The sequence below is a fragment of the Rhodoplanes sp. Z2-YC6860 genome (assembly GCF_001579845.1).
Taxonomy (GTDB): Bacteria; Pseudomonadota; Alphaproteobacteria; order Rhizobiales; family Xanthobacteraceae; genus Z2-YC6860.
Window position 1 is genome coordinate 3,992,407 of sequence record NZ_CP007440.1, and the last position, 16,557, is coordinate 4,008,963.

Annotated in this window: 14 protein-coding genes; 11 read left to right on the plus strand and 3 right to left on the minus strand. The window is 64.6% G+C overall.

The features are described from left to right. Nucleotides 1-20: 20 nt before the first annotated feature. Together ilvD and RHPLAN_RS18425 are read left to right on the plus strand one after the other, a co-directional pair. Nucleotides 21-1,745, plus strand: coding sequence for a dihydroxy-acid dehydratase (gene ilvD, locus RHPLAN_RS18420; protein ID WP_068020601.1), 1,725 nt, complete (start codon nt 21-23; stop codon nt 1,743-1,745). Then, a complete protein-coding gene (locus tag RHPLAN_RS18425) occupies nt 1,732-2,640 on the plus strand; it encodes a tetratricopeptide repeat protein (protein ID WP_068020603.1) in 909 nt (302 codons plus the stop codon). The genes ilvD and RHPLAN_RS18425 overlap by 14 nt, the downstream gene beginning before the upstream one ends. Nucleotides 2,641-2,663: 23 nt before the next feature. Here RHPLAN_RS18425 and xth read toward each other — a convergent pair whose 3' ends face one another. Beyond that, the gene (gene xth, locus RHPLAN_RS18430; RefSeq protein ID WP_068020605.1) at nt 2,664-3,464 is read right to left on the minus strand and encodes an exodeoxyribonuclease III; all 801 of its coding nucleotides are present in this window, start codon (nt 3,462-3,464) and stop codon (nt 2,664-2,666) included. On the opposite strand from xth, the gene RHPLAN_RS18435 reads away from it, so the two are divergent. From RHPLAN_RS18435 to RHPLAN_RS18470, 8 genes are all read left to right on the plus strand, one after another. Continuing rightward, the gene (locus RHPLAN_RS18435; RefSeq protein ID WP_157100336.1) at nt 3,451-3,720 is read left to right on the plus strand and encodes a hypothetical protein; all 270 of its coding nucleotides are present in this window, start codon (nt 3,451-3,453) and stop codon (nt 3,718-3,720) included. The genes xth and RHPLAN_RS18435 overlap by 14 nt on opposite strands. A gap of 131 nt (nt 3,721-3,851) precedes the next feature. Continuing rightward, the gene (locus RHPLAN_RS18440) at nt 3,852-4,856 is read left to right on the plus strand and encodes an efflux RND transporter periplasmic adaptor subunit (protein ID WP_198165027.1); all 1,005 of its coding nucleotides are present in this window, start codon (nt 3,852-3,854) and stop codon (nt 4,854-4,856) included. A gap of 1 nt (nt 4,857) precedes the next feature. Beyond that, entirely contained in the window at nt 4,858-8,061 is a 3,204-nt protein-coding gene (locus tag RHPLAN_RS18445; RefSeq protein WP_068020611.1) for an efflux RND transporter permease subunit, read from the plus strand. 28 nt (nt 8,062-8,089) lie between these two features. After that, the gene (locus tag RHPLAN_RS18450; protein WP_068020613.1) at nt 8,090-9,055 is read left to right on the plus strand and encodes a Bug family tripartite tricarboxylate transporter substrate binding protein; all 966 of its coding nucleotides are present in this window, start codon (nt 8,090-8,092) and stop codon (nt 9,053-9,055) included. Between the two features lie 380 nt (nt 9,056-9,435). Next, nucleotides 9,436-10,812, plus strand: coding sequence for an amidohydrolase family protein (locus RHPLAN_RS18455; RefSeq protein ID WP_068020615.1), 1,377 nt, complete (start codon nt 9,436-9,438; stop codon nt 10,810-10,812). Between the two features lie 31 nt (nt 10,813-10,843). Continuing rightward, on the plus strand, nt 10,844-11,818 hold the full coding sequence (locus tag RHPLAN_RS18460) for a Bug family tripartite tricarboxylate transporter substrate binding protein (RefSeq protein WP_068020616.1): 975 nt from the start codon (nt 10,844-10,846) through the stop codon (nt 11,816-11,818). Between the two features lie 96 nt (nt 11,819-11,914). Then, nucleotides 11,915-12,844 (plus strand): Bug family tripartite tricarboxylate transporter substrate binding protein, encoded by a 930-nt coding sequence (locus tag RHPLAN_RS18465; protein ID WP_084246563.1) that lies wholly within the window; start codon nt 11,915-11,917, stop codon nt 12,842-12,844. Nucleotides 12,845-12,870: 26 nt separating this feature from the next. Then, nucleotides 12,871-13,851 (plus strand): Bug family tripartite tricarboxylate transporter substrate binding protein, encoded by a 981-nt coding sequence (locus RHPLAN_RS18470; RefSeq protein WP_068020620.1) that lies wholly within the window; start codon nt 12,871-12,873, stop codon nt 13,849-13,851. A 12-nt stretch (nt 13,852-13,863) separates the two neighbouring features. Here RHPLAN_RS18470 and RHPLAN_RS18475 read toward each other — a convergent pair whose 3' ends face one another. Next, a complete protein-coding gene (locus tag RHPLAN_RS18475) occupies nt 13,864-14,847 on the minus strand; it encodes a Bug family tripartite tricarboxylate transporter substrate binding protein (RefSeq protein WP_084245147.1) in 984 nt (327 codons plus the stop codon). Nucleotides 14,848-14,912: 65 nt separating this feature from the next. Beyond that, complete coding sequence (erpA, locus tag RHPLAN_RS18480) at nt 14,913-15,239, minus strand: iron-sulfur cluster insertion protein ErpA (RefSeq protein WP_157100337.1); 327 nt, start codon at nt 15,237-15,239, stop codon at nt 14,913-14,915. Between the two features lie 112 nt (nt 15,240-15,351). Here erpA and RHPLAN_RS18485 point away from each other — a divergent pair, with 112 nt between their 5' ends. Continuing rightward, nucleotides 15,352-16,551: a deoxyguanosinetriphosphate triphosphohydrolase gene (locus RHPLAN_RS18485; protein WP_068020625.1), complete on the plus strand. Its 1,200-nt coding sequence runs from the start codon at nt 15,352-15,354 to the stop codon at nt 16,549-16,551. The last annotated feature ends 6 nt before the right edge of the window (nt 16,552-16,557 follow it).

Genomic DNA, 16,557 nt, shown 5'->3' on the forward strand with positions numbered 1-16,557 from the left:
ATCTCGCCGCAGGATCGTCTATGGACGCAAGAACGAAACTCAAAACCAAGCTTCCCAGCCGCCACGTCACCGAAGGGCCTGAACGAGCGCCGCACCGCTCTTATTACTATGCGATGGGTCTGACCACGGCTCAGATCCACCAGCCGTTTGTCGGCGTCGCCTCCTGCTGGAATGAAGCCGCGCCCTGCAACATCTCGTTGATGCGCCAGGCCCAGGCCGTGAAAAAAGGCGTCGCGGCCGCCGGCGGCACACCGCGCGAGTTCTGCACCATCACGGTCACCGACGGCATCGCCATGGGCCACGAGGGCATGAAGTCCTCGCTGCCGTCGCGCGAAGCCATTGCCGACACGGTCGAGCTTACGGTCCGCGGCCACTCCTACGACGCGCTGGTCGGTCTTGCCGGCTGCGACAAGTCGCTGCCCGGCATGATGATGGCGATGTGCCGTCTCAACGTGCCGTCGGTCTTCCTCTACGGCGGTTCGATCCTGCCTGGCACCTTCAAGGGTCGTCCGGTCACCGTGCAGGACGTGTTCGAAGCGGTCGGCAAATATTCGGTCGGCGAGATGTCCGACGCGGATCTCGGCGAACTCGAGCGGCAGGCGTGCCCGTCGGCCGGCGCCTGCGGCGCACAATTCACCGCCAACACCATGGCGACCGTCTCCGAGGCGATCGGGCTTGCGCTGCCGTACTCGGCTGGCGCGCCTGCGCCCTACGAAATCCGCGACGCGTTCTGCATGACCGCCGGCGAGCAGGTGATGAAGCTGATCGCCGAAGGCATCCGCCCGCGCGACATTGTGACGAAAAAGGCGCTGGAAAATGCCGCCGCTGTGGTAGCCGCCTCCGGTGGTTCAACCAATGCTGCGCTGCATCTGCCTGCAATTGCTCATGAATGCGGAATCGACTTCACGCTGTTCGATGTCGCCGAAGTCTTCAAAAAGACTCCTTATATCGCCGATTTGAAACCGGGCGGCCGTTATGTCGCCAAGGACATGTTCGAAGCTGGTGGCATACCGCTCCTGATGAAAACGTTGCTGGAGCATGGTTTCTTGCATGGCGACTGCATGACCGTGACGGGCCGCACCATCGCGCAGAACATGAAGAGCGTGAAATGGAATCCGGACCAGGATGTGGTCCGGCCGGCCAACAAGCCGATCACCAAGACCGGCGGCGTGGTTGGGCTGAAGGGGAATCTCGCGCCGGAAGGCGCGATCGTGAAAGTCGCCGGAATGTCCGAGTTGAAGTTCTCCGGTCCGGCGCGTTGCTTTGATCGCGAGGAAGACTGCTTCGCTGCCGTCAAAGCGAAAAAGTACAAAGAAGGCGATGTGTTCGTGATCCGCTACGAGGGCCCCAAGGGCGGCCCCGGCATGCGTGAGATGCTCGCGACCACCGCAGCGCTCTACGGCCAAGGCATGGGCGGCAAGGTCGCCCTCATCACCGATGGCCGCTTCTCAGGCGCCACTCGCGGCTTCTGCATCGGCCATGTCGGGCCCGAGGCTGCAGTCGGCGGTCCGATCGCGCTCGTGAAGGATGGCGACATCATCGAGATCGACGCCGTCAAAGGCACGATGAACCTCAAGGTTCCGGCCGAGGAATTGGCTACGCGCCGCAAGGCATGGAAGCCGCGCCCGATCGATTTCGGCTCTGGCTATATCTGGAAATACGCTCAGCAGGTCGGCGATGCCCTGCATGGCGCGGTCACGCATCCGGGCGCCGCCGGCGAGAAGTCGTGTTATGCGGATATCTAGTGCGGTTGTCAGCGTCGCTTTGATTGCGCTCGCCTTCGGTGGCGAGCCAGCCAGCGCGCTCGACGGCACGCCATCGCCCAATGCGGTGCCGGTGGCACCGTCCGATCCGTCACTTGCATTGGCCGGCGCCGGTGCGGCTGCCGCCCCGGCGATCGCCAATCCCGCCGGACGCTCCAGCGCCAGCGCGCTGATGCCGACGTCGCTCGGCGAGGCGATGAAAAGCGCCACCGAGGCGTTGCGCAGCGGCGAGAAGGCCCAGGCCGTGATCTCGCTGGAATATGCCGCCGAGCACGGTCACAGCTATGCGCAGTGGAAGCTCGGTCGCATGTTTGCCGACGGTGACGGCGTCCAGCGCGACGAACTCAAGGCCTTCAACTATTTCCAGAAGCTCGCCGACAGCTACGCCGATGACAATCCGGCTGGCCCCCGCGCGCGCTTCGTCTCCAACGCCTTTGTTGCGCTCGGCAATTATTATCTCGAGGGCATCCCGAATACGTCGGTGACACCGAGCCCGGAGCTTGCGCGCCGCATGTTCGGCCACGCCGCATCCTACTTCGGCGATCCCGAGGCGCAGTATCAGCTCGCGTCGCTCTACCTCAACGGCAACGGTGTGGCGCGCGATCCCAAGCGCGCGGTGCCGTGGCTGGTGCTGGCCTCCAACAAGGGGCACTACCGCGCCCAGGCGGTTCTCGGCCGCATCATGTTCTACGGCGAGCACGGCATCCGTCAGCGCGCCGCCGGTTTGATGTGGCTCACCGTCGCCTGCGACGGTCCGGGCGCCAAGGAGCCGTGGATCGCGCAGTTGCGCGAGAACGCGGTGGCTCAGGCCACCGATGACGAGCGAGCGATGGCTTTCATCCTGCTCAAGCGTTGGGTCGAAGGCCGGCGCGACTAGCTGCCCGCTGAGGCAAAGCTGCTTTAAGCGCGTTCCGCCGGCTCGAACGCGAAATCCGCATAAACTGGCACGTGGTCCGAGGGCTTCTCCCAGGAGCGCACGTGCTTGTCGATTCCAGCGGCGGTGAGGCGATCAGCCGCCTGCGGCGACAGCAGCAGATGATCGATCCGGATGCCCCAGTTCTTCTGCCAGGCACCGGCCTGATAGTCCCAGAATGTGTAGAGGTCTTTGCTGTCGCTCACGGCGCGAACGGCGTCGGTCAGTCCGAGATGCGTCAGCGATCGAAACTTCGCCCGCGTCTGCGGCAGGAACAGCGCATCCTTGGTCCAGGCAGCGGGATTGTGCACGTCGTCCGCGGTCGGGATGACGTTGTAATCGCCGGCCATGATCAGCGGTTCTTCCAGTTGAAGTCGTTCATGCGCGTACTTTGAAAGCCGCTCCATCCAGTTGATTTTGTAGGTGTACTTTTCGGTGTCGGGCGGGTTGCCGTTGGGCAGGTAGATCGACGCCACCCGCAGCGTGCCGTCCCGGGTCGAGATCGTCGCCTCGATGAAGCGCGCGTGGTCGTCGGCATCGTCACCGGGCAGCCTCGGCGTCACCTCGTCGAACGCGAACTTGGACAGGATCGCGACGCCGTTGAACGTTTTCTGACCGTGCACTGCAACATTGTAGCCCAGGGCCTCGATTGGACCGCGCGGAAACTGGTCGTCGACCGTCTTGGTTTCCTGCAGACAGACAATGTCAGGCGACCGCTCGGTGAGCCAAGCGGTCAGGTTTTCAAGGCGTTGTCTGATTGAATTGACGTTCCAGGTGGCGATCCGCATCGGGGTCTTTGATTATTTCCGCGTGGAGGAATGGGCGAGCCTGGCCACCATGCCCGACTTCATCGGGCGCTTAAAGCGGCGGGAGGATATCGGGATTATCGGTGTTAAACCTGCCGGTATCTGGAGGTACAAACGGCACGTTTTATGCTACCGTGACCGACTAAATCTGCTGGGGACACGCGGCTGTAACGGCAGCCGGGCGACGCTGAACGATAACAGAGGGAGTGCGGGTCCGTTTATGAGCGGGCTCGCCTGAATGGGATGAATAAGCGCACGCTTGTTGCGGGGACGGCGGCTGTCGCGGTCGTCGCTGGAATTGGATTTTCTTTCTGGAACAGTTGGGCGGGGCAGAAGGCTTCGGCGCAGGCTCCGCGCGGCGAGCGAACAGTGCCGGTGGTGACCGCGCAGGCGGTCAAGAAACCAGTGCCGGTCCGTATCGAGGCGCTCGGCACCGTGACCACGATGGCCAGCGTCGCGGTGAAGGCCCGCGTCGACAGCGAAATCACCGCGGTGAAGTTCGAAGACGGCGCCCGCGTCAAGCAGGGCGACGTGCTGTTTGTGCTCGACAGCCGTTCGATCGAAGCCGACATGAAGCGCGTCGAGGCGACCATCGTCAGCGCAGAGGCGCAGTACGAGCAGGCCATGCGCGACGTGAAGCGCTACACCGATCTCCTGTCGAAGAACGCCTCGACCCAAGTCACTCTCAACAACGCCGAGACGCAGGCCAACGTCTCCCGCGCGCTCGCCGATTCCAACAAAGCCACTCTCGAGGGCCTTAAGGTCCAGCTCGGCTATTGCACGATCCGGGCATCGATCTCCGGCCGCATGAGCATGGCCATGGTCAAGGCCGGCAACATCGCGCGGCAGGCCGATACCACGCCGCTGGCCACCATCAACCAGGTCGCGCCGATCTATGTCTCGTTCACGGTGCCGCAGCGCGTGCTGCCTGACGTGCGCACCGCCATCGTCGCCGAGACCGCGACCGTCGAAGCGATCATCCCGGGCTCCGGCGCCCGTGCCCAGGGCGCGGTGACCATGATCGAAAACACGGTCGACACCTCGACAGGCATGATGACGGTTCGCGCCACCATGCCAAACGAGAACGAGCTGTTGTGGCCCGGCACGCTGGTCAACACGCAGCTCACGCTGCGCAGCGATCCGCGGGTCACGGTGCCGGCGACTGCGCTGCAGACCAACCAGACCGGCACGTTTGTCTATGTGGTCAAGAACAACGCTGTCGCGGTCCGCAACGTCACGGTGGAACGCACAGTCGACGGCGAAGCCGCCATCGAGAAAGGTCTGGAGGAGGGCGAGGTCGTCGTGATCGACGGCCAGCTGCAGTTGTCCAACGGCACCAAAGTGACGATCCGGGGCGGCAAGGCCGAGTCCTGACATGAACATCTCAGAGACTTGTATCCGCCGCCCGGTGATGACGACGCTCATCACGGCGTCGCTCATCGTGTTCGGCATTTTTGGTTATCGGCTGCTGGCCGTGGCTGCGCTGCCGCGGGTCGATTTCCCGACCATCGAGGTGACTGCGACGCTGCCGGGCGCAAGCCCTGAGACCATGGCTGCCTCGGTCGCAGGACCGATCGAGCGGCAGTTCTCGACCATTGCCGGCGTCACATCGATGACGTCGCAATCGACGCTCGGCCAGAGCAAGGTCGCCATCCAGTTCGACCTCAGCCGCAACATCGACGGAGCGGCGCTTGATGTGCAGACCGCGCTGTCGGTCGCCCAGCGGCGATTGCCGGTCGAAATGACCACGCCGCCATCGTTCCGCAAGGTCAATCCGGCTGACTCTCCGATCCTGTTCATCAGCCTGGTGTCGGACACGCTGCCGATGTCGACCATCGATGACTACGGTCAGATCATCCTGGCGAACCAGATCTCGCAGCTTCCCGGCATCGCCCAGGTGCTGGTGTTCGGCTCGCAGAAGTTCGCGGTGCGGGTGCAGGTCGACCCCGTGGCGGCCGCGGCGCGCAATATCTCGCTCGACGACGTTCGCACCGTCCTGGCCAAGGCCAACTCCAACACGCCGGTCGGCACGCTGACCGGTAAGGATCGCAACACCACGCTGCTGGCCTCGGGCGCGATGCGCCGGGCCGCGGACTACAAGGACGTGGTGGTGGCCTGGCGCAACGGTGCCCCGGTCAAGCTCACCGAGATTGCCGATGTCCTCGATGGCGTCGAGAACGACAAGGTCGCAAGCTGGTTCAACAACGACCGCGCCGTGGTGCTCGCCATCCAGCGCCAGCCCGACGCCAACACGGTCGACGTGGTCGACTCGGTGAAGGCGCGACTGCCGCAATTCCGCGCCCAGGTCCCGCCCTCGATCCGTATGGAGCTGCTGCAGGACCGCTCGCTCTCGATCCGCTTCGCGGTGGCCGACGTGCAGGAAACGCTGCTCATCGCCTTCGTGCTGGTGATCATGGTCATCTTCCTGTTCCTGCGCTCGGTCTCGGCGACCATCATTCCGGCGCTGGCGGTGCCGATCTCGCTGGTCTCGACTTTTGCGGCGATGTACGCCTTCGGCTTCTCGGTCAACAACATGACGCTGTTGGCGCTGACGCTTTCGGTCGGCTTCGTGGTCGACGACGCCATCGTCATGCTGGAGAACATCGTCCGCCATATCGAAGGCGGCATGCGGCCGTTCGAGGCGGCTCTCAAAGGCTCGCGCGAGATCGGCTTCACGATCGTCTCGATCACCTTCTCGCTGATCGCGGTGTTCATTCCGGTGCTGCTGATGGGCGGTATCGTCGGCCGCGTGTTCCGCGAATTCGCGGTCACCATCGCGGTGGCGATCGTGCTGTCAGGGTTCGTGTCGCTGACGCTGACGCCGATGCTCTGTGCGCGCGTGCTGCGCAGCCATCACGAGGGCGACGAGAAGAAACAATTCTTCGTACTGCGCTGGTTCGAACGCATGTTCCAGCTCTGGCTCAATTCCTATGAATGGGCGCTGGACCGGGCGTTGAAATTCAAGTCGGTCGTGCTCATGGTCACGTTCGCGACCATCGCTGCCACCATATGGCTCTATATCGCGATTCCCAAGGGCTTCTTCCCGCAGGAAGACACCGGCTTCATGTTCGCGATCACCGAGGCGCAAACCGACACCTCGTTCGACTCCATGGTCGACCGGCAGCGCCGGATCGCCGAGATCATCCGCAAAGATCCGGCGGTGGACTACATTAATTCCACGGTCGGCGTGGGAGGCCCGAATTCGTCGCTCAACAACGGCCGCATCCTGGTCGTGCTCAAGCCGAAGAAGGAACGCGGCCCTGCGAGCGAAGTGCAGGCCCGCCTGCGCCGTTCGACCGGCCAGGTCGTCGGCATGGCCGTCTATTTCCAGATGATCCAGAACATCAATCTGGGCGGCCGCATCAGCAAGAGCCAATACCAGTACACCATGCAGTCGAGCGACACCGAAGCGCTCTATCGCATGGCGCCGGAGATGCGCGACAAGATCGCCAAGCTGCCCGGGCTGCTGGACGTCGGCACGGACCTTTACGTGACCAATCCGCAGACCACGATCGACGTCGATCGCGAGAAGGCCGCGGCCTATGGCGTGACCGTCGACCAGGTGCGCCAGGAGCTGTTCAATGCCTTTGGCGCCCGGCAAGTCGGCACGATTTATACGGCGAGCAACGACTACCAGATCATCCTCGAGACCAAGCCGGAATTCCGCATCGATCCGTCGAGCCTGGAAAGGATCTTCGTCAAAACCAACGTCCCGAGCGCAAGCGGCACGGGCGGCACGACAGGACCTGGCTCGGGCGTCGCCGGCAACGGCGTGCCCTCCGGCCAGTCGATCCCATTGTCCGCCGTGACCAAGCTCGTGCCGTCGGTCGGGCCGTTGACCGTCAATCACCAGGGCCAGCAGCCGTCGGTCACGATCTCGTTCAATCTCGCACCGGGCATGGCGCTCGGCGACGCCACCGCCGCGATCGAGGCGCTGGAGCGCGACGCGAACCTGCCGGCCTCGGTCACGACCGGATTCCAAGGCACCGCGCAGGTCTTCCAGGAATCGCTCAAGGGGCAGGGCGTGCTGATCCTGGCGGCGATTTTCGCGGCCTTCGTGGTGCTCGGCATTCTCTACGAAAGCTTCATCCATCCGATCACCATCATCTCGGGCCTGCCGTCGGCCGGCATCGGCGCGCTGCTGACGCTGATCCTGTTCCGCATGGACCTGTCGGTGATCGCGATGATCGGCATCGTCATGCTGGTCGGCATCGTCAAGAAGAACGCCATCATGATGGTCGATTTCGCGTTGGAGCGGCGCCGCGTCGGCCTCTCGGCGGAAGCCGCGATCCGCGAGGCATGTCTCCTGCGCTTCCGTCCGATCATGATGACCACCTTCGCGGCGATCTTCGGCGCGCTGCCGATCGCGCTCGGCAACGGCGAGGGCGCGGAACTGCGTCAGCCGCTCGGCGTCGCGGTGGTCGGCGGTCTGATCCTGTCGCAGCTGCTGACGCTGTTCATCACGCCGGTGATCTACGTCTATCTCGACCGCTTCGATCGCATCCTGCGCCGCCGCCTCGAGCCGCAGCTCGAGGAGGTGGGTGAGGTGGTGCACAAGCCCGCGGTCGCGGCGGAGTAGCTGTTTCCCGGATGTCGGAGGCGACGCCATGAATTTCACCAGGCTCGCCTTGATCGCCTCGCTGGCATTGCTGATGCCGGCCGTGGCGGCCGCGCAGGATTGGCCCACACGGCCGATACGCGCGATCATTCCGTTCGGTGCGGGCAGCGCGACCGACCTCGTGCCGCGCATTGTGTTCGATCAGCTTTCGCCGCAACTCGGCCAGCCGATCGTAGTCGAGAACCGCACCGGCGCGGGCGGTACGCTCGGCACCAATGCCGTGGCCAAGGCCGATCCCGACGGCTACACGCTGCTTGCCCATTCCAACGCGTTCTCGGTGTCGCCGGCGATCTACGCGAACCTGCCGTACGACACCGAAAGGGATTTCGCGCCGGTCGCAGCCTTCGGCAGTCTGCCTGCGGTGCTGGTGATCTCGCCGTCGAAGGGCTTCAAGACCATCCAGGAGATGGTGGCCGCGGCCAAGGCCAACCCAGGCTCGTTCAATTTCGCGTCGGTCGGCGTCGGCTCCGGCACGCATCTCAGCGCCGAGAAGCTCAAGCTCGCGGCGGGATTCCAGGCCACCCACGTGCCGTTCCGCGGCGGTCCCGAGGCGCTGACCGAGGTGATCACCGGCCGGGTCGAGTTCTATTTCTGCCCGATCAACACCGCGCTGCCCTACATCCGCGATGGCAAGCTCGTGGCCCTGGTGACGAACGGCGCGACGCGCGCGCCCGAACTCCCGGACGTGCCGACCATACTGGAAGCGGGCTATCGCAATGCCGAGTTTCCGATCTGGATCGGCATGTTGGCGCCGGCTGGGACGCCGGCAGCCGTTGTCGACAGGCTCAACGCCGAGACGATCAAGGCGGTCAAGAATCCGGACACCCAGATGCGCCTGGCCAAGGCTGGCATTTCGCCGCTCGCCTGGACGCCCGCGGAGTTCGCGGCCCGCATCAAGGCAGAAGTCGCCGACAACATCGCGGTGGCGAAGGCCGCGGGCATCAAGCCCAACTGAGGGCGGCGTCCGGACCATGACCGGTTGGGAGTCCGATCATGGCCCGGCTCCGCTGGAGACCGGCCGGTGGGACCGGAGAGCCCCCCGCCGGCGGTCAGCCCCCAACTTGGAATTGCTTGATCGTGGTGCCAGGGCTCGAAGGTTTGATCTTGCAGGGCCGCCGACCGCTTCGCGTCGTGCGTTCGGATGAACGCCCGCGCAAGGTGTGCGAAAAGGCATTCGAACGTTCCGCTGCCCCATCAATTGGCCGTGAAGCAAGCGCGCGGGCGGTATTCCCATCATGCGCAGTGCGTGGAAAAGCCCAGTTGTTGGCGACGGCGGCAGCCGCGTAACGTAGCGAACCTCACATCACGATGAGGCGCGTCGAGGAAACGGCATCCATGAAATCTACGCTCATCAAATGCGGCTGGCTCGTCACGCTCGATCCGTCGATCGGCGAGATGAAGGGCGGCGAGCTGCTCGTCGCGGGCAACACCATCAAAGCCGTTGGCCGGAACCTGAACGCCAGTGCCGACGAAACCATCGACGCCTCCGAGAAGATCGTGATGCCGGGCCTGGTCAATGCCCACATGCACACCTGGGAGACGGCGCTGCGCGGCATCGGCGCCGAATGGATGTCGGCCGACTACTTCAAGCACGTGCATTCAAACTTGGCGACGCGCTACAAGCCCGAGGACAACTACATCGCCAACTACATGGGAGCGCTCGCGCAGATCGACGCCGGCGTCACCACGCTGGTCGACTGGTGCCACAACATCACCAGCATCGAGCACGCCGAGCGCGCGGTGGACGGCCTGATCGACAGCGGCATCCGCGCGGTGTTTGCCCACGGCACCGCGAAGCCGATCGGACTCGAGAAAGGCACACCGTTCACCCATGTGCCGCATCCGCGCGAGCGGATCGAGGCGCTCCGCAAGGGCCGGCTTGCAAGCGACGACGCCCGCGTCACGCTCGCCATGGCCATCCTGGGACCCGACTGGGGCGCCTGGGAGGTGGTCGAGCACGACATCAAAATGGCGCGCGAGTTCGGCCTTGTGTCGTCGTCGCACACGCGGCGGCGCGAGGACTGCGTGGTGCCGGACGGCTACAAGCGTATGGCCAAGGCGGGGCTGCTCGGGCCTGACCACAACCTCGTGCACGGCACGAGCTACGACACCGCGGACCTTCGCACCGTGGTCGACAACGGCGCCACGCTCACCTCGACCGTGCTGGTCGAATTGCACCATCACATCGGCGACGCCATGGTCGCGGCCTATCGCGAGCAGGGCGGGCTGCCGTCGCTTGGCATCGACGTGGAGCTCTACGCCTCGGGCCAGATGTTCCGCGAGATGCAGGCAGGCCTTCTGTTCGCCCGCGGCAAGGAGGTCCGCAACAATGCGCTGCGCGGCAACTCGCCGCTAACGAAAAATCCAGTGCGCTCGCGCGAGGCGCTGGAATGGGCCACGATCAATGGCGCAAAGGCGTTCCGGCTCGACAGCAGGATCGGCACGCTCACGCCCGGCAAGAAGGCCGACATCGTGATGCTGAACGCCGACGACGTGAACATGGTGCCGGTCTACGACCCGATCTATTCGATTGTCGAGATTGCGGGCGCCGGCAACGTCGATACCGTCATCATCGATGGCGAGATCCGCAAGCGGAACGGCAAGCTCACGGTCGACGCCGCGACGCTGAAACGAAGAACCGCAGAGCTGAAGGAGTCTGGCCTGCGCATCATGCAAGACGGCAACTATCGCGTGGCTGGCGCGCCGAACTGAGCCGGCAAACTTAGACGCAGAGGGGACGAACATGTCGAAGAGGATCACGCGCCGCGCGGCGATCGCGGGCTTGTCGGCGGTGACCGTTGCGCCCGCCTATGCGCAGTCGGCGCGGCCGGAAGGCACCGTCACGATCGCGCATGGCTTCACGCCTGGCGGCAATGTCGATCTCACCGCGCGTCTGATCGCGGAACGGCTTGCGGCGCGCCTGAACCAGCAGTTCGTGGTCGAACCGAGACCGGGCGCAGGCGGCTCGACTGCGGCCGCGTCCGTGGCGCGGGCTGCGCCGGACGGCAAGACGCTGTTTCTCGCAGCCGGCGGCCACGCGGTGTCGGCCGCGATCTACAAGTCGCTGCCATACCGGCCGCTGGAGGACTTTTCCTGGATCAGCATGCTGTCGGATTTTCCTTTCGTGTTCGTCACCTATCCGGATCATCCGGCGAAGAATCTCGCCGAGTTCGTTCGGAGCGCCAAGGCCGAGCCGTCAAAGCTTCTTTGCGCGACGCCCGGCAACGGCACCGGACAGCATCTCGCGCTTGAGCTGTTTGCGGCGACCGCCGGCATCAAGATCCAGCACGTGCCGTATCGCGGCTCGCCGCAGGCCGCGACCGATCTGCTCGGCAAGCGCGTCGATGCCTTGATGGACAACATGACGGTGGTGGCCGAGATGGTGCGCGACGGCCGCATGCGCGCGCTTGGCATCACCGGACCGCAGCGTTTCTTCGCGCTGCCGGACGTGCCGACATTCGCCGAAGGGGGTGTCACAGATTACGCGGTGACATCATGGCTTGGGCTCGCAGGGCCTGCCGGCATGCCGCAGCCGATGGTGGAGAAGCTCAACGCCGAAGTGGCGGCGAGCCTTGCCGAGCCAGAGACCGTCGAGCGCATCAGGAAGATCGGAGCCGATCCGCGGCCGACCACGCCCGACGGCTATCGCTCGCGCGTCGCCTCCGACATCGCGAAATGGACCAAGGTGATCGCCGACGCGGGCATCGAGCGCATCTAGCCAGGGTTTTCCCGGCACGGCTCTTGCTTGAAAGACCCCGATTCAACGGAGAATTCCTCGTGCGCCGTCTCCTTCTCGCCACCGCGATCCTGGCCGCTGACCGCCGCAAATGCTCAAGCTTTTGCGGAGTCCTGGCCGACACGACCCATTCGCGCCATCATCCCGTTCGGTCCGGGCAGCGCCGTCGACGTCGTGCCGCGGATTGTTTTCGAACAGATGGCCAGGCAACTCGGCCAGCCGATCGTGGTCGAGAACCGCGCCGGTGCGGGTGGCACGCTCGGTTCCTCGCTGGTCGCGAAGGCTGACCCGGACGGCTACACGATGCTGGTGCATTCGGCGGCGCATGCCATCACACCGGCGCTCTACCCCAATCTCAACTACAGCGTGGAGCGCGATTTCGTCACCGTGGGTGCCATCGGCAGCGTACCGAACATCATGATCATGTCGCCGTCGAAGGGCTTCAAGACGGTCCAGGAGTACGTCGCGGCCTCGAAGGCCAAGCCGGGCTCTGCGACTTACGCGTCGCTCGGTGTCGGCTCTGCGGTGCAGATGAGCGCCGAGCGCTTTCGCATGAGCGCGGGCTTCGACGCCGTGATGGTGCCGTTCAAGGGCGGCGCCGAGGGCATCACCGAAGTGATGGCCGGTCGTGTCGATTTCTATTTCTGTCCGATCGCGACGGCGCTGCCGCATGTCAAGGAAGGCCGGCTGCTCGGTCTTGCTGTGTCGAGCCCGCGGCGCGCCGAGGCGCTGCCGGAGATTCCGACCACGCTGGAATCCGGCTATCCGGATTCCGACTACACGTTCTGGATGGGCGTCTTCATGCCGGCCAAGACTCCGCCAGACATCGTCGCGAAATTCCATCAAGAGATGGTCAAAGCGCTCGACGCGCCCGCCGTGAAGGAAAAGCTCAAGACGCTCGGCGTCGAGTCGATGCCGCTTTCACCCGCGCAGTTCGACGCGCAGGTGAAAAGGGAAATCGGCACGTATTCGGTGTTCGCCAAAGCCGCCGGCATGACGGTAAACTGAGCCGGAAGAGCAGGGACCTGGAACCAATGAAAGTACGGAAGACCGCGGCGGTTGCTGCGCCGCTGGTTGCGGCAATCGTTTTTGTCACCAGCAGTCTGGCGCAGCCGAACGCCTGGCCGCAGCAGCCGGTCAAGATCGTGGTTGGTCTGGCTGCCGGCGGATTGACCGACACCATCACGCGCATTATCGCCCAGCCGCTTGGCGAACAGCTCGGCCAGCCGATGGTGGTCGAGAACCGGCCTGGAGCGGCTGGCACGATCGCAGCCGAAGTCGTCGCCCGCGGCCCCGCCGACGGTTACACGCTGGTGATGGGCAACCTGCCGCAGATGGTCATCCTCCCGGCGATGCAGACCACGAAATACGATCCGCTGAAGGACTTCGCGCCGATCAGCCTCGTCGGCAGCAATCCCTTCGTGCTCTGCGTCAATCCGAAACTGCCGGTGCACACGCTTGCCGAGTTCATCGCCTATGTGAAAGCGCGGCCGGGCCAGCTCGCCTTCGGGTCCGGCGGCATCGGCAACGGCACGCATCTGTCGATGGCGTATTTTCTCAAGCTCGCCGGCCTCGACATGATTCACGTGCCCTACAAGGGCGGCGCGCCGGCCATGGCCGATCTCGTCGCGGGCCATGTGGTGGCGAATTTCTCGAGCTCGTCGGACGCGCTGCCGCAGGTGAGGGCGGGCACGGTGCGGGCGATCGCGGTGTCGAGCGGTACACGCTGGCCGAAGCTGCCGGATGTGCCGACCGTCAGCGAACTCGGCTATCCGACGTTCAAGACCATCACCTGGAACGGCTTGATGGCGCCTGCAAAAACTCCGAAGGAGATTGTCAGCCGCGTTGCCGCAGAGGTGGCGCGTGCCGTGAAGGAGCCGGCCGTCATCGAGCACATGGGCAACCAGGGCATCGATCCGATCGGCAGCACGCCGGAGGAGTTTGCGGCGGCGATCAAGGACGACGTCGCCCTCTGGACCGAGGCGGTGAATGCAGCCGGCGTGAAGGGGCAGTAGCGCCGCGCGGCGCTATTGCGTCTGGATGCCGGCGGCCTTGACGACCTCCGGCCAGCGTTTCAATTCGCTCTTGATGAAGTTGTCGAACTGCTGGGCCGAGCCGCCAACGATATCGGCGGCCTGCTGGTCTGATATGGCGCTTCGCACGGCGGGCGTCTGCAGCACCTGATTGAAGATGCCGTTGATGCGGGCCACAAGCGCCGGATCCATGCCGGCCGGCCCCGCGATGCCGTGCCAGACCGCGACGTCGAAGTCCGGGATGGTCTTGCCCACGGGCGGTGTGTCGGGAAGCTGCGGCATCGGCCGCATCGAAATGCCGGCCAACGCCCGCACCTTGCCTTGTCTGATCTGCCCGAGCGCGGTCGACACGGTGATGATCGCCGTGTCGGCTTCGTCCTTGAGCAACGATGTCAGCATCTCCGAACCCGAACGATAGACGACATTGACCTGCTCGATCCCGGCTTGCCGGTTGAGATACTCCATGAACAGGTGCGTCCAATTGCCGACGCCCGCCGACGCATAATTGAACTTGCGCGGCTGCGCTTTGGCAGCTGTGGTGAACTCCGGCAACGTCGTGTAGGGCAACGAGGATCGGATCAGCACCACGGCCGGCAGATTGGCGGCATGGATGATCGGGGTGAAGGCGGTGTTCGGGTCGTAGGGCGGCTTGGCGCCGAGCACGTGCGACACCGCGTTGGGGCCGACCTCGGCGAGGAACAGCGTGTAGCCATCAGGCTTCTCGCGCGCCACCGCTGCGGCCGCAATGGTACCGCCGGCGCCGGGCCGGTTCTCGACGATCAGCGGCTGACCGTTAGCGAATTGCGAAAAGCCGTTGGAGAGATTGCGCGACAGCGTATCGGCCGCGCCGCCCGCACCGACAGTGACCAAGAGCCGGACCGGATGGTCGGGCCATTGCGACACCGGTTGTGCGAAAGTCTGAAGCGGCCACGCCAAAGCCGCGGCGCCAATGAGCGTAAGAAATATCCGCCGACGCATGCTTGCCCCCAGGTCAGCGGAAGCAATGGTAGCAATCAGACAGGCGTGCGGGAAGGCGGGTCGGATCAGAGCGAGAAGCTTGTCCCGCAGCCGCAGGACGCCTTGGCCTGCGGGTTGTTGACCTTGAACGAGGCGCCGATCAGGTCTTCGACGAAGTCGACCTCCGAGCCCGCCAGGTACTGCAGCGAAATCGAGTCGACCAGCATGGTGACGCCGTTGCGCTCGACGGTTTGGTCGTCGTCCGCTTTGGTGTTCTCGACGTCAAATTTGTATTGAAAGCCCGAGCAGCCGCCGCCCAAGACGCTCAGTCTCAGCATCGCGCCGGCAGGTTCGGCCTTCAGAATTTCGCCGATCCGCCGCGCCGCGCGTTCCGTGATCGTGACCTCGGTCATCGTCGCTTCCATCGTTCCGGGGCGCCGTCGAGACTCAGGGTTGCATCCGCGCCCGAATGATAGGTAAGTGCGGCGACGGCCAAGGTCAATTGAGCGGATTCGGGCGGATTTCATGGCGAATGCGGCAATCGCGCCCTATGCCTCCGACCCGGCAAAAAGCCGTGGCCGGCTTGTGGCCGAGCCGCCGAGCGCCACGCGCAGCGATTTCCGGCGCGATTGCGACCGCATCATCCATTCCGCCGCGTTCCGCAGGCTTGCCTACAAGACGCAGGTCTTCGTCTTCCACGAAGGCGACCATTTCCGCACCCGGCTGACCCACACTTTGGAAGTGACCCAAGTGGCGCGATCCATCGCGCGCGCGCTCGGCCTTGCCGAGGACCTGGCCGAGGCCTCGGCGCTCGGCCATGACTTGGGCCACACGCCGTTCGGCCATGCCGGCGAGCGCGCACTCGACCAGTGCCTGGCGCTGTTCGGCGGCTTCGATCACAACGCCCAGACCTTGCGCGTCGTCACGTCTCTGGAGCGTCGTTATGCCAACTTCGATGGCCTCAATCTGACCTGGGAAACGCTCGAAGGTCTGGTCAAACACAACGGTCCGTTGACCGACAGTGCCGGCCAGCCGGTGGAGCGCTACCGCGAGGACGAGTTGCCGCGCGGCATTGCGGACTACAACCGCATGCACGATCTCGAACTGTGGAGCTTTGCGAGCGTCGAAGCGCAGGCCGCCGCGATCGCCGACGACATCGCCTATGACGCCCACGACATCGACGATGGGCTTCGCGCCGGCGTGTTCGAGATCTCCGACCTGAAGAATCTGCCGTTGATCGATGACATCCTGCGCGACATTGCGCGCGACCATCCGCGGCTCGATCCGCCGCGTCATGCCCACGAACTGGTGCGCCGGGTGATCACGCGGATGATCGAGGATGTCATTGGTGAAAGCCGCAGGCGGCTCGAGGCGCTCAACCCGGCCTCGGTGACGGATGTGCGCCAAGCCGGCAAGCCGGTGGTCGGCTTTTCGTCAAATTTTGCGGCGGCCGACCGCGCCATCAAGGATTTCCTCTATCCGAGGCTCTACCGTCACGATCGCGTCATGCGGATCATGACGGAGGCCGAAGCCGTGGTGCGGCGGCTGTTCGAGCGCTTTGTGGACAAGCCCTCCGACATGCCGGCCGAATGGCTCGCGGACCTCGAACCGGGCGACGCCATCGGCCGGGCGCTCCGGATCGCCGACTACATCGCCGGCATGACCGACCGCTATGCCATCGGCGAGCACGAGAGGCTTCTCGGCTCGACACCGGAGCTGCGGTAGCTTGGC

Excerpts from the sequence above, each read along its gene's own strand:
- RHPLAN_RS18455 (WP_068020615.1), top strand. The coding sequence starts at position 9,436 with ATGAAATCTACGCTCATCAAATGCGGCTGGCTCGTCACGCTCGATCCG.
- erpA (WP_157100337.1), bottom strand. The coding sequence starts at position 15,239 with ATGACCGAGGTCACGATCACGGAACGCGCGGCGCGGCGGATCGGCGAA.
- xth (WP_068020605.1), bottom strand. The coding sequence starts at position 3,464 with ATGCGGATCGCCACCTGGAACGTCAATTCAATCAGACAACGCCTTGAA.
- RHPLAN_RS18445 (WP_068020611.1), top strand. The coding sequence starts at position 4,858 with ATGAACATCTCAGAGACTTGTATCCGCCGCCCGGTGATGACGACGCTC.
- RHPLAN_RS18470 (WP_068020620.1), top strand. The coding sequence starts at position 12,871 with ATGAAAGTACGGAAGACCGCGGCGGTTGCTGCGCCGCTGGTTGCGGCA.
- RHPLAN_RS18460 (WP_068020616.1), top strand. The coding sequence starts at position 10,844 with ATGTCGAAGAGGATCACGCGCCGCGCGGCGATCGCGGGCTTGTCGGCG.
- ilvD (WP_068020601.1), top strand. The coding sequence starts at position 21 with ATGGACGCAAGAACGAAACTCAAAACCAAGCTTCCCAGCCGCCACGTC.
- RHPLAN_RS18475 (WP_084245147.1), bottom strand. The coding sequence starts at position 14,847 with ATGCGTCGGCGGATATTTCTTACGCTCATTGGCGCCGCGGCTTTGGCG.
- RHPLAN_RS18450 (WP_068020613.1), top strand. The coding sequence starts at position 8,090 with ATGAATTTCACCAGGCTCGCCTTGATCGCCTCGCTGGCATTGCTGATG.
- RHPLAN_RS18485 (WP_068020625.1), top strand. The coding sequence starts at position 15,352 with ATGGCGAATGCGGCAATCGCGCCCTATGCCTCCGACCCGGCAAAAAGC.
- RHPLAN_RS18425 (WP_068020603.1), top strand. The coding sequence starts at position 1,732 with ATGCGGATATCTAGTGCGGTTGTCAGCGTCGCTTTGATTGCGCTCGCC.